A 12,240-nucleotide genomic window follows, 5' to 3' on the forward strand; every position below is an offset into this window, starting at 1 on the left:
GTCAATGATGGGGTTGGCGGGCTCACCCCATCCTACATTCGTGCTGCCGGTTCACGTTCAGTGACGGCCGGAAAGCCGGAAGGCCGGCCTACATTGCCACATGATTTCCTGCGCGGGACCACTAGGCTTCCAGCCCGTGGCGCTTGATCTTGCGCCACAGGGTGGATTTGTCGATACCGAGAATCTCGGCAGTGAGGTTACGATCACCCTGGGTATCACGCAGGATCTTGCGGATAAACCAGATTTCCAGTTCCTCGAGGCTCTGCGGTGGAATCGTTCCGCCATCATCGGTTTGGGCTTCGGAGGTTCGCGACAGATGCGGCGGTAACAGGTCGCTCCCGATTTCGTCGCTCTCGCACAGAATCACCATGCGCTGAATCAGATGCTCCAGCTCGCGGACATTGCCCGGCCAGTCGTGCCGCAGCAGGCCGGCGAGCACCTCGGTAGAGAGGCGGCGCACCGGCTTGCCATACTGGCTCGCAAACTTGTTGAGGAAGAAATAGCCGAGCACCGGCACGTCGCCACGACGCTCGCGCAGCGGCGGAATCGCCACCTCCATCACCATCAGCCGGTAATAGAGATCCTCGCGAAAATCGCCGCTGGCGATCAGTTCCTGCATCGGCCGGTTGCTGGCGGCAAGTACCCTGACATCCACGTGGCGCGGCTCGGTACCGCCCATGGGATAGAACCCGCCATCTTCCAGCACCCGCAGCAGCTTCGCCTGGAGTGACAGGGAGGCGTTGTTGATTTCGTCCAGAAACAGCGTTCCGCCGCTGGCGGTCTCGAACAGGCCGGGCTTGGTGCGATCGGCACCGGTAAAGGCGCCTTTCTGAAAGCCGAACAGTTCGCTCTCGATCAGGTGTTCGGGAATCGCGGCGCAGTTGATGGCAACGAAGGGACGATCGTGCCGATTGCTCTGCATGTGCATCTGCCGGGCGACGACCTCCTTGCCACAACCGCTCTCGCCGGTGATCAGGATACTGCAGTCATAGCCGGCAGCGGCGTCGATGGTCTGCTGCACGCGAACCATCGCCTGCGATTGACCAATCAATCCGCCGTTTTCCTTATAGATCCGGTTCTGGGCTCGCAGGCGACGGTTCTCTTCACTCAGCTGGAAGTGCTCAAGAGCACGCTCGACCGTGCAGCGCAATTCGAGGTTTTCAAAAGGCTTCCGAATATAGTCGAACGCATCGCTCTTGAACGCCTCGATGGCCGACTCCACCGTGGCGTAGCCGGTCACCAGCACGACCTGGGTCAGGGGACTGACGGCCTTTGCGTGCTTGAGTACCTGAAGGCCATCCGGACCGGGCATGCGCAGGTCCGTCACCACCACGGCGATGTCATTGGCATCAAGCAACGAATTAGCCTCGTCCGCATCGCGGGCGCAGATCACGTTACCCAAAGGTTCAAGCACATTCGCGATCAGCCCGCGCATGTGCACATCATCTTCCGACACCAGGATCGTGGGGCGGTTTTCTGTAGTCATAGAGTCGGGGATTCGCTTATGAGGCCGCCTGGACGTACTCGGCGCTCACCGCCGGCAGCCGTAAGACAAAGCGAGCACCGTCGGAGTATTCCGGATCGTAACGGATAAAGCCACCGCGCCGGACCATCATCGCCTGACTGATCGAGAGGCCGAGGCCGCTGCCATCGCCGACATCCTTTGTGGTGAAGAATGGGTCAAAGATTCGGCTGCGCACCTCGTGCGGGATACCGGGACCATTATCCTCCACTTCGATGGCGATAAACCCGCTGTCGTCCTCACGTACGCCGATTCGGATGCGCGGCTCCTCCACGCGGCTGACGGCCTGAATTGCGTTCAGGATCAGATTGGTAAGGACGATATCCAGTTGCCCGCAGCCTCCGTCGATCACCAGACGTTGGTCGGGCAGGTCCAGTTCTATGACAATCTGGTGACGCTTGAGCCGGCAGCTCATGAAGGTATCGATCAATTCACGAACCAGCGGGACGATTTCACACATGTCCCCGCTGCACTGATCCTGCCGCGCATAGTTGAGCAGGTCCTGCACGATCCGCGAGCAGCGTTTGGTTTCGTCGGCAACCACGACTGCATAGCCGAGCAGTTTTTCATCCTCCATAGAGTCCCGCAGCAGCTGGGAGTAGCCGAGGATGTTGCCGAGTGGTGTATTCAGTTCATGGGCGACTCCAGCGGCAAGCTGACCCATGGCCACCAGCTTCTCACGAATGGCGACGCTGTCCTGTAGCTGGCGGTAGTCGGTCACATCCTGCAGCGTAACCACCGCACCCATATCCGCCTCGTGCTGATTGATGAAGGCGAGATTCATGGAGAGCCAGCGCTCTCCCCTGTCTAAAGCCACCAGCAGTTCGCGGTTTCGCACCGGACGCTTGTAGAGAAAGGCATCGCGAAGGACATCGCGATCGTGTTCACCGACCTCGAGTAGATCGAAAAGATTGGCGTCTTTCAGCTGTTCCGGGGGTAGCCCGAACAATACCTCGGCCGTCTTGTTAGAGCTGGCGACTTCCAGATCATCGGAGATATGCAGCAAGGCGCCGGGAAGGCTCTGAAGGATGGCATCCATCTTGTTGCGCTCGTTGAGCGCTCGCGCCTGGCACTCCTCGACCGTTGAAAACATGCGGCCGAGCGTGTGAATGGTGGAGTTGTAGTCACCAATGAAGCGGCGCAAAAAGGGACCATCGGCCATGGCGGTGTCGACCGGGACGAGCAGCCCCTCCCTGGCCTGGACCAACCCCTGACGAATCCTTTTGATCGCCACATAACAGCGCATCGTGGCAAGGATCGCCAACACCGCGACCACGACACTGAGCGCAGCGATCCAGGGAAAGCGGGCAGCAGCATAGGCCGCCCCCAATGCTACCGCCCCGACAGAAATAATCAGGACAGCAAAAAGACCGACCTGCCATAGTCTGGCGGGTGGGAACAACCGGGATCCCAACAAATGCACACCTCTTTATCAATCACCATGCAGCCGGGGCACCGGCCCCGGCTGTGGCGGAACATCAGAATATCATCTGGAATCCGAGTGTCACCTGATCGTGATCCTGCAACGTCGGATTGGTTGCGCTCTCGACATTGTCGAAATCGACACTGCGATACTCGCCCGTCAGCTTCAGCTGCTGCCCATCGATGTAGTAGTTGAAGCCGCCGGCAGTGGTGGTGTTGTCGAGCAGACCCGAGTCGAGATTGAAATCGGACGTGTCATAGCGGGCAAACAACTGCAGCCGGCCGATGCCGATCTTGTTGGGGAACAGATAACCCACCTTGCCATACGAGGAGTCAAGTTCCGAGTTGGCGGGCAAAGCCAAATCGGGATCCTCGTTGATGGCGTTATCGATGCTGTAATCGAATGTGGCCGCCGAAGCCGTGAAGGTGCCGGCAGCGGTCGGATACTCGAAGAACACATCCGCGGTGGTGGCCGTGTAGTCTTCGGCACTATTCCGTCCGGTGTTGAAGTCACTGTAGGCGACATCCGCCTGGGTGTCGTAGGCGAACCCGATCGTGAAGACCTTCTGGGTGCCGAGGTAGGTGCCCCGATATCCATAGTCGTACTCGGGATCGAGCGGACTCCAGTGGACACGGGCCGTCATGCGGGGGTTATCCTGTGCCACTTCATCAGCCTCGCGGCCGTCGGCCAGCATGAGGCGATACTGAAGAGCGCCGTCAGCCAGGTTGCCCCACATGGCGACACCGGTGTCACGACTCCCGGCGAAGGGCGTGAACGACATTGCACTGCGGTCCAGCGTCAACGGCTCCAGACAGGCCTCGAGATTCTCGCGCGAAAAGGTGTTTTTGAACCGCCCGGCCATGAAGCGTAGTGGATCGCTGTAGTCGAGGGTGAGATAGGCATCACGAAAGAAGGTCGAGCTATCATCTTCCCCGTCCTTGCTGTCGACACCACCCTCCAACTGAGCGTAGAACCCGACGTAATCGTTGTATTGACCGGAAAACGTCAGACGATTCCGGCGCAGAAAGAAATCGGTCTGATCGCCATCGTCATTGGACGAGGTGTAGTCCTCGTACTGCCCCCACATTTGCAGGGCGTAGTTGAAGGTCACGGATCCCTGCTCTCCGAAGTTCACCGTCGGTCCGGCGGAGGCGGCCAGCGGCAGGCTGCCCGCCAGTACTCCCGCGACCCAAATGGCCAAGCTCTTTTTTGTCTTGTTATTCATCGTCATTTTATTTCTCCCCAGATGCGGCGGTCAGGTACCGTTGCAGGTATTCATCGGCCTCGTCGCCGTCGTGGCAACTGGCACAGGACTGATCCGGTGTTTCGTTGGGATTGGCAATCAGGTTACGGTGGGCCATGGACTTGCGGATGATGCGGGGATTGCCATCGTGACAGCCGTTGCACGAGTGGTTCACCTTGTCGTGCTGGATATGCCAGGGCGCGGCGCTCTCATCCATGTTGGGGGCCTCGGCCCGATTGCCGTCATGGCACTTGAAGCAACTGGAGGCACCGAGCCCGCACGCGTTGGCGATTCCGATGAGCGAAAAGCCCGAAGATTGCCCGCTCCCCTCAGCCAGCGACTCGGCTCCCCAGCCGGCGTCCGGATCGCCCGCCATCGAAGTCGGCAGTGATGAGTCCACCACTGCGAGGCCGGTGGCAATCACGCCCAGAGACGCGATTGCCACCACCGTTCTACGGATGCTTTTCAGCATTGTCTGTATCCTGCGTCCCATCAGTTGTCTCCTCTCTGCTTTTCGTCGGTGCCGGTATTTTCACCGTCGAGTCTTTTTGTACCGCCACTCCGGCGTTCACCCGGCTCTTTTCGTTGCCGCTCGGCGCGGCGAATGTCCTCTTCACTCAGCCCACCTGTACACATGCAGGCGGGACCCCTGTCACGGAACTTCAGGCGCCGCTCTCCCTCCTCGGCGGCCACTACGGTGGTCGTTACCAGCAGACTGAAGCCGGCGACCAGTGCCACGCCTGCCAGGCGGCCGTTCACGAGGCACCCCCGGGCACCGGCTGGCGCAAGCGAAGCGCCTCGAAACGGGTTGCCCGTGCTTCGGTCAACGCCTGACGCAACAATCTCAACGTCTCCGCATCCATCTTGTCCGCCTGTTTCAGCATGTCGATGTAAGTCCGTTCGTAGTGCTCGGCGGGCGCCACCGTCAGGGTGGCCTCCACCACCCACCCCTCTCCGGGCGGCGAAGCCAACGGCTGTCGAACCTTCAGCCACTCGCCGGCCGGGAGGCGGGTATCCGCCAGCTCTTTGGTAATGGCCGTGTCCACCTGCCAGCCGATGATGCGTTCGGCCAGTGGACGCCGCTGCCGTTGCGGGCCGACCAGCGACAGTTGCAGATAGACCTTCGGCACCATGTAGGTGGGGAAGTGGTGCCCCGCCCCCACATTGCCGAGGGACGCCTCAACCATCAGGCCCTGATCGTCGCCCTCGACGACCTCCAGCATCAGTTCCACCGCCCGGCGTACCATCTCCGGGTCATGGATACCCCGGAACTCATGCCGACGATCCGGCATGTGGCACTGCTGGCAGGTCTTCTCCCCCGCCCAGGGGCTGGCCTGCCACTGCGCCAGGGTATCCTCCCGGAGCTTGCCGTTGAGCCGCGGTCCATCCTCCGGAAACTGGTGACAGGTGGCACAGAAACGGCTGTCCTGATAGGCGGCACGCACCTCGAACCCGTCGTGCGCCGGTTCGCGGGTCGCCCCCCGGGGGGGCGGCCCGAAACGCTGGTGGTCGCGCAGGTGACAGCTGGAACACATCACCCCCTGATGACCGAGGTCCAGGGGCACATATTCCGGCAGGTCACCGGCCGGTGCATTCGGCCAGCCATGCTCCCGCGCCAGCAGGGCCTTCTGCTCGGCAAGGGGGGCATGACAGCGCAGGCACTCGTTCGCCGCCTCCTGGTCCATCAGCCGCAACTGCCAGCGGATCCCGGGACTAAGCGCCTTGCGGTGCAGGCTCTGACGCCAGTCCCGGTGCTGGTCCGGATGGCACTGGGCGCACGCCTCCGCTCCGAGGGAGGCCTCCAGCGGCGAAAATCCCGCCGGCGGCGTACCCTGGGGAGCAATCGGGTGTGCCCAGTGCTGGTCCAGAAAGATCTCCACCGAATCCTCCGCTGAGGTTGTCCAGAACCACCCACCCGCGATAGTGACTGCGAGCAGGGCGATTGCGCTGATGAGATATCGTTTCATGCCATTAGCAGACAGGGGCGAGCGAACCGGCCCGCCCCATGCCGTTAGCCGCCGCAGCTATTGGTCGGCATTTCAACGCCACCGCCGGAACTGCCGCCGTCATCGGAGTCAGTTTCGGTATCGCCGCCGTCGTCAACGGTGATGCCCTTGTAGGCGAGGTCTTCGTTGATGACGGCGTTGGCCGAACTGGCGTAGGCGTTGACGATGGCACGTGGGTCGACATTGGCCGGGTCACTGGCTGTGCGGAACATACTCCACTCCGACTTGTCAGTCCGCCAAGGGGAATCCCACGGCAGAATAGTGTTGCCATTGCTATCCACGGCGTTGCTCATCGAATGCCACTCGTACATGGCGCCGTCGTAGAAACGGGTGGGCAGGCCGAGAATGGCCGCGGAGGCGAAACCGGTCACCATCGCGCGGTAGGTGGTCTCGCAATAGGTATAAATCGTATCACCCTCCTGGTAGGCTCTGCCGGCGCCAACCCCTTGCAGGGTGCCATCGACGAATTGGTTGCCTCCCGCATCGGCCTCGCCGTCCAGATACGCCTGGATCTCGGCCTTCGGCTTGTAGGTCCAGCCCGCACTCCCATCGGCGATGTTGCCGTAAGACAGCAACAGTGCTCCGTTGGGATGGCCCTGGGTGGCGCCGCCATTGCGGAAGTCGGTATCGTCATCGGGGCTGTACTCGTCACCCCTATCGACAGGGTCGCTGGTCGGCAAGTTATTACCGCGAGCGTCCCAGATGAACACACCGTCGTTGAGCAGGTTGGCGTCCTGCGAGGGTGCCGCATTCATCATGTCTTCCAGGGTGGCCTGCAGGGCGAAGTTGATCTCCGGCAGGTCCTTGACGCTGGCAGTTCCGTTCATCGGCGGCGTGCTTCCGGCGGCAGCGAAATAGCCGGCCCCGAGCGTGGTATTCTCGCCGTTCCACTGGTTGCCGCCGTCGAGCACCGCCAAATGCTCCTTGGGCGTCCCCCAGTAGCGGAACATGTACCAGCAGCGCCCGGCACGCATGGCATTCCCAGCCCCGGCCGTGCCTTGGGCACAGACGATCATGTCCCTAGCCGGGTCGATACCGTATTTGGCGAGGAAGGTGTCCATTGAGCGACCGCTCGGCACCATCCGGACGGTCTCGATCACCCCGTTGGATCGGGGTTCATCCCATTCGCTGGCCGTATAGGTAAAGACGTTGCTGCCGTTCGGAGCAATGAACTCATAGCCGGCCTCACCACTCCCTGTCTGCAAGATCACCAGCTTGCCCTCGATGCCGGCGGGCTTGTTGGCCTCCCAGTTGTCGATCCAGCCTTTGAGCGTGTTGCCGGTGATCAGGCCGTTGACGTTATTGTCGTAGTTGTCGTCCGATTCCTGGGCTATCGTCGCCGGGGTAGCCTGAACCACTTCCTCCGTCGTTTCCGATGTATAGGTCTCGTCTTCACTGCCGCCGCAGGCGGACAGTCCCATGGCCAGGGTCAGGCTAAGTCCGATCGCCGGGATTCGATACCGACCGAATTGACTGCTTATTTGATTTCGCATCATCTCTCCCACTCCTCCGTACACCTTTGATTCGTCTCGCCGTCGCCGCTTCCGTTACTTCAAAACGACGGGGAGCCGGTTTTCGCCTAGCAGATTCAGGGCCCGGGAGGCATCGGCCGCGTCGCACTCGGCGACATCGCAGCCCAGTTCCTCCAGTGCCTTGTGCAGGCGTTGGTCGAAGCCATCGCTTCGGGTTGCTGCCTTCATCAACAGAATTTTCTTTTCGCTCATACGATGTACACCGCATCTGCCGTGGTGATCTCGCGGGCCAGTGCCCGCATGCCTTCGTCACTGTCCGGCTCGAGCTGCTGAACCGGCACGTCGGCAAAGTCCAGCGCCTCGAGGTGCTCCTCTGCATCGGCACCCGCCTCGCCGCACAGGGCGACCTTCACCGGGTCGTCGAGCAGGGTAAGGCCTGCGGCCATTCGCAATGCCTCGGAGCGTTTGTCGAGGGCAACGATCAAGATCTGTTTCTGCATGCTGTTATCCCCCTCAATACACCACGACGCGGTCGCACCAATGCGCCAGTTCCGCATCCTGGTACTGCCCCCCGACGATCACGGCATCAGCAACCGCGGACGGCACCGTCTGCTCGAACCGCTCCATACTGAATTCGCACACCGCCAGCGTCAGCCGGTCCGACCCGACCAGCTCCTGGATGCCGCTCTGGTCGAGCGCCCGTATGCCGGTGTCAGTGAGAAAGCAGCGCAGTTCATGGTTCCGGTCCGCCGCCGCCTGAAGCAGGTCGGCGGCTGGGCCGGCCATCTCCTCTCCGGTAATCACAACGCCCAGTTTCATGGTCACGCCTTCTGGATTTTCCAGGTGGATCCATCGCTACCATCGGCGCGATCGATGAGTTCATTGCCGCTCGACTCGCACATGGCAAGGATCGATTCCCCCGACGAAGGGTTGTCGAACTGCAGGGTCAGCACGTCTCCGGCTGCCATCTTTTCCAGTGCTTTTTTGGTGTACATCTGCGGGTGCGGACAGCTGTAGCCGCGCACGTCCAGCGAGTATGCGCCGTCCCCGGTCTGCTCGAATTTCACCGCCATTTTTTACTCCTTGTTCCGGTTTTTCGTTTTTACAGTGCGAAATCGCCTTCGCGTGAAGCACGCCACTCCAGCCAGGCATTGAAGCCCTTCACGCCGAGGTAACCGCCACCAATCATGCCGGCGAGGAATACCCAGCCACTCAGGTCGCCGTTGGTGACCGTGGCGAAGAAGGCGCCAATGTTGCAGCCCATGCCGATGCGCGCGCCGATACCCATCAGCGTGCCGCCGACCAGGGCGAATACCGCCGTCTCCAGGCTCGGCATCTTCCATTTGAATTCGCTGCGCATGTGCGCCATTACGGCGGCACCGAGAATGATGCCAATGGACATGAAGCCCGGAGCGTTCAGCAGCGGATTGGGCAGACCGTTCTCAAGGCCGAAGAAGATATTATCCATGTTCTCGACGCCCAGCTTGTTGAGCACCCAGCCACCCCATTGCGCTTCCTGGGTGGTGATGTACCAGTAGCCGGGATCGAACACGGTGCCCTGCAGCGAAAGGCCGCTTTCGTAACCCATGCTCTCCAGCAGTTCACCGAAGCCGAAGATGTTGTAGTGCTCGCGCAGTGCGCCGGTGGTCCACATCTGCAGGCCGGCGAAAATACCGAGCCCGATACCGGCGATGGCGGTGTTTTTGGAAGAGGTGATCATCGCCCACATGCCGCGGGCGTTGTCGCCGAGGCCGGCATGGTCGATCTTGTTGCGGCGCAGGTAGCTACGGCGATAGAAAAACAGGTAGAGAATAACCAGCAACAGCAGCGATGGCAGTACCGCGGAGAGGAACGAGTTGGCGAAGTAGATCCCGGCGGCGGAATCCTCCATGCCCAGCGACGCTGCAACCGTGCTGCCGTTGAGGTTCCAGATGTAGCCACTGATGAACTGATCGAACCAGCCATTGGTGACCGAAAGCTCCTCAGGCATGCCGGTGGCCTCGGCCGCTTCGGTCCAGGCGGCGGGGACGAACCGGTCCGACCAGTCCCCCATTGCCACGAAGGCGGCCTGTGAGAAGGAGATGGCCACGATGACCAGCATGGACCCGACGTTGCCCTCTCCCGCCTTATAGAGCGAGCCGGAGGCGCAGCCGCCGGTAAAGACCATGCCGAAACCGAAAATCAGGCCGCCGATGACGATGTGCCAGCCCAGGGGGTGGGGAGCAAAGGTGCTGAATCCGGCCGATTGCACCCCGGCGGCCATCAGTGAATAGAGGGCGACGGCAATCAGCATGCCTACCGCCATTCGCGGTACACCAACGGCGAAGAGGTCGCGAACCGCGGAGGCCATGCAGAAACGGCCGTACTGCAGGAGCAGCCCGTAGGCAACGCCGAACCAGACGTAGACGAGCAGGTAGACAAAACGGCTATCGATGCTCAGGGCGATGATGGAACCCAGCGTCACCAGGCCCACGATAATCGCTGCTGCTATCCTGCCGCTGCCTGCACGGCTATCGACGGCGGTTCCCGTCAGTACGTTCTCTTCGGTCATGGGTCATCCTCAAAATCGTTTTTTCGGTACTTCGTACACGCCTTTGCGCATATAGATGCGCCAGTGATCGCCTCGCTTGAGCGTTGCCATGTGGGTCCCGCCTTGAGAAAACATCAGGGCCGGCAGGGTCTCCACGGTGGCCGGGTTGTCGGACAGCAGTTCGATCACCTCGCCCTCCTCCAACTCGTCCAGCACGCGCATTGTCAACAGTTGCGGCCGGGGACACGCCGCGCCGATGCAGTCCAGGGTGCGGGAAATCGTCACTTCACCTGTTTGCGGCAGCGTGACGGTATGCGGCACCGCCAGCACAGTGGCTTCTTGTTTACGGCTCAGCATTCGCTGTATCCAGTTCACCAACCTCGCCCCCTTCCTGTTGCTCACCAGAAATAGAGCACGGTCTGTGCCAACAATAAAATTGGCTGAGGAGACAATTAGTTAGGGAAAAACCGGTGGGTTTTCTACAGTCGCAATTTGCAATAGGCGATTCTCATGACGCGCAGACATTGCATGTTGCAATGCGGAGAGAAAGGTCGAACAGAGGAATGAAATTGGACACCACGGATGAACGTCTGGCCAAGTCAATGGTCTAAAATCGATCTGGCCACGTATTCACGTAGGTGGTATTAGCCAGTCATGGCAGCATTAACCGGAGACGGCGACGGCCTGAAGGCCGACCTACATTTGGCGTTTGGCGCCGTCGGCCTTCAGGGCAGGAATATAGGATGGGGTGAGCCCCGCGAACCCCATCATTGATCGGGGAACCGGTGCATTTGAAGAATACACCCTACGGAGAAGCCGGCACCGTTCGGGACGCATTCAAAATGCGCTGCATCGATGCCAACCCCCTGTGGGTCGGCCTTCAGGCCAGAAATGTAGGATGGGGTGAGCCCCGCGAACCCCATCATTGATCGGAACCGGTACATTTGAAGAATGTACCCTACGAGAGAAGCCGGCACCGTTCGGGGCGCATAAGGGACGACAGCCTGCTAGTGGCGAGTGGTGGAGACCTCGGGCTGTTCCGGACCAGCAAACAGGCGCTCCACATCCACTGCATCGTAGGCATAACGGCGATTGCAAAACTCGCAATTGACCGCCACTTCGCCTTCGGTGCGAATGATATCCGTCACCTCATCATGGCCGAGGCCGCGCAGTGCATTTTCAACTCGCTCCCTGGAGCAGGAGCAGCGGAAGCTTACGGGCTCGCTCTCGAACACCCGAACATCCTCTTCATGGAACAGACGCCGGATCACCTCTCCCTGTTCGAGATCAAGCAGTTCCGGTTCGGTCACGGTTTCGGCCAGCGTGGAGACGCGATTCCAGGCGTCTTCCTCGCTGTACTGTCCAGGCAGATCCTGGAGAAGCAGACCGGCTGCACTGTCGCTGTCCGCCGTCAGCCACAGCCGGGTGGGCAGTTGTTCGGAGCGGTAAAGATAGCCTTCGATGGCCTCGGCAAAGCTGTCACCCTCCAGAGGTACGATGCCCTGGTAACGATCGCGTCCGCTCTTTTTCTGGTCGATGGTGATGATCAGCTGAGCATCACCGAACTGACCGTTCAGGCTGGCCTCATCAGGCTCGCCCTCCCAGTGCGCCAGGCCGCGAAGCGTACGCGCGCTGGTGCACTCGACCACCATCATCCCGATGGGACCATCGCCCCGGATCTGCAGGGTCATGCTGCCGTCGAACTTGAGCGTTGCCGAAAGCAGAACGCTGGCAGCCATCAATTCGCCCAGCCGGGTCCGAACCACCGGCGGATAATCCTGCCGCTCCAGCACCGCCTGCCAGCTGGCGTCAAGGCGAACCAGTTCGCCGCGAATACCGAGGTTTTCGAAGAGGAACCGCTGCAATGTGTCATTCATAGCCGGTGAGACCCTTTTTGGGATTCGTAAGTTCGGCACATAGCCCCCGGAAACAAACCACGGGGGACACGGGACTCAAGGAAAACCACAGAGAACACAGAGCAGAATCAAACCGCTGGGCAAAAAAGAAATACTCTGTGCCAAATCCGACTCGGTGCTTGTAGGAG

14 protein-coding genes are annotated in these 12,240 nt (G+C 60.6%); all 14 read right to left on the reverse strand.

Going from position 1 to position 12,240, the window contains the following annotated elements:
• Positions 1-121 precede the first annotated feature (121 nt).
• The 14 genes from BLP65_RS07790 to hslO all read right to left on the reverse strand — a co-directional run bounded on the left by BLP65_RS07790 (position 122) and on the right by hslO (position 12,073).
• Positions 122-1,486, reverse strand: coding sequence for a sigma-54-dependent transcriptional regulator (locus BLP65_RS07790; RefSeq protein ID WP_092994991.1), 1,365 nt, complete (start codon positions 1,484-1,486; stop codon positions 122-124).
• 16 nt (positions 1,487-1,502) lie between these two features.
• Positions 1,503-2,852, reverse strand: coding sequence for a two-component system sensor histidine kinase NtrB (locus tag BLP65_RS07795; protein WP_092994994.1), 1,350 nt, complete (start codon positions 2,850-2,852; stop codon positions 1,503-1,505).
• Positions 2,853-3,000: 148 nt separating this feature from the next.
• Entirely contained in the window at positions 3,001-4,176 is a 1,176-nt protein-coding gene (extI, locus tag BLP65_RS07800) for a selenite/tellurite reduction operon porin ExtI (RefSeq protein WP_092994997.1), read from the reverse strand.
• A 1-nt stretch (position 4,177) separates the two neighbouring features.
• Entirely contained in the window at positions 4,178-4,660 is a 483-nt protein-coding gene (locus tag BLP65_RS07805; protein WP_092995000.1) for a hypothetical protein, read from the reverse strand.
• A 20-nt stretch (positions 4,661-4,680) separates the two neighbouring features.
• On the reverse strand, positions 4,681-4,947 hold the full coding sequence (locus BLP65_RS07810) for a hypothetical protein (protein WP_092995003.1): 267 nt from the start codon (positions 4,945-4,947) through the stop codon (positions 4,681-4,683).
• Positions 4,944-6,155 carry a multiheme c-type cytochrome gene (locus BLP65_RS07815; RefSeq protein ID WP_092995006.1) on the reverse strand — a complete coding sequence of 404 codons (1,212 nt, stop codon included), beginning with the start codon at positions 6,153-6,155 and terminating at the stop codon, positions 4,944-4,946. Before BLP65_RS07815 ends, BLP65_RS07810 begins: the two co-directional genes overlap by 4 nt.
• Positions 6,156-6,199: 44 nt before the next feature.
• Positions 6,200-7,690, reverse strand: coding sequence for a sulfurtransferase (locus tag BLP65_RS07820; protein ID WP_245688269.1), 1,491 nt, complete (start codon positions 7,688-7,690; stop codon positions 6,200-6,202).
• Between the two features lie 51 nt (positions 7,691-7,741).
• On the reverse strand, positions 7,742-7,918 hold the full coding sequence (locus BLP65_RS16900; protein ID WP_175452486.1) for a hypothetical protein: 177 nt from the start codon (positions 7,916-7,918) through the stop codon (positions 7,742-7,744).
• The gene (locus BLP65_RS07825; RefSeq protein WP_092995009.1) at positions 7,915-8,166 is read right to left on the reverse strand and encodes a hypothetical protein; all 252 of its coding nucleotides are present in this window, start codon (positions 8,164-8,166) and stop codon (positions 7,915-7,917) included. The genes BLP65_RS16900 and BLP65_RS07825 overlap by 4 nt, the downstream gene beginning before the upstream one ends.
• Before the next feature lie 13 nt (positions 8,167-8,179).
• Complete coding sequence (locus BLP65_RS07830; RefSeq protein ID WP_092995012.1) at positions 8,180-8,485, reverse strand: DsrE family protein; 306 nt, start codon at positions 8,483-8,485, stop codon at positions 8,180-8,182.
• Between the two features lie 2 nt (positions 8,486-8,487).
• A complete protein-coding gene (locus BLP65_RS07835; RefSeq protein ID WP_092995015.1) occupies positions 8,488-8,739 on the reverse strand; it encodes a sulfurtransferase TusA family protein in 252 nt (83 codons plus the stop codon).
• A gap of 29 nt (positions 8,740-8,768) precedes the next feature.
• Positions 8,769-10,217, reverse strand: a complete 1,449-nt coding sequence (locus BLP65_RS07840) for a YeeE/YedE family protein (RefSeq protein ID WP_092995018.1) — start codon at positions 10,215-10,217, stop codon at positions 8,769-8,771.
• Positions 10,218-10,226: 9 nt separating this feature from the next.
• A complete protein-coding gene (locus BLP65_RS07845) occupies positions 10,227-10,553 on the reverse strand; it encodes a sulfurtransferase TusA family protein (protein ID WP_092995021.1) in 327 nt (108 codons plus the stop codon).
• 650 nt (positions 10,554-11,203) lie between these two features.
• Complete coding sequence (gene hslO, locus BLP65_RS07850) at positions 11,204-12,073, reverse strand: Hsp33 family molecular chaperone HslO (protein WP_092995024.1); 870 nt, start codon at positions 12,071-12,073, stop codon at positions 11,204-11,206.
• Positions 12,074-12,240 lie beyond the last annotated feature (167 nt).

The organism is Thiohalomonas denitrificans (genome assembly GCF_900102855.1).
GTDB classification, from domain to species: domain Bacteria; phylum Pseudomonadota; class Gammaproteobacteria; order Thiohalomonadales; family Thiohalomonadaceae; genus Thiohalomonas; species Thiohalomonas denitrificans.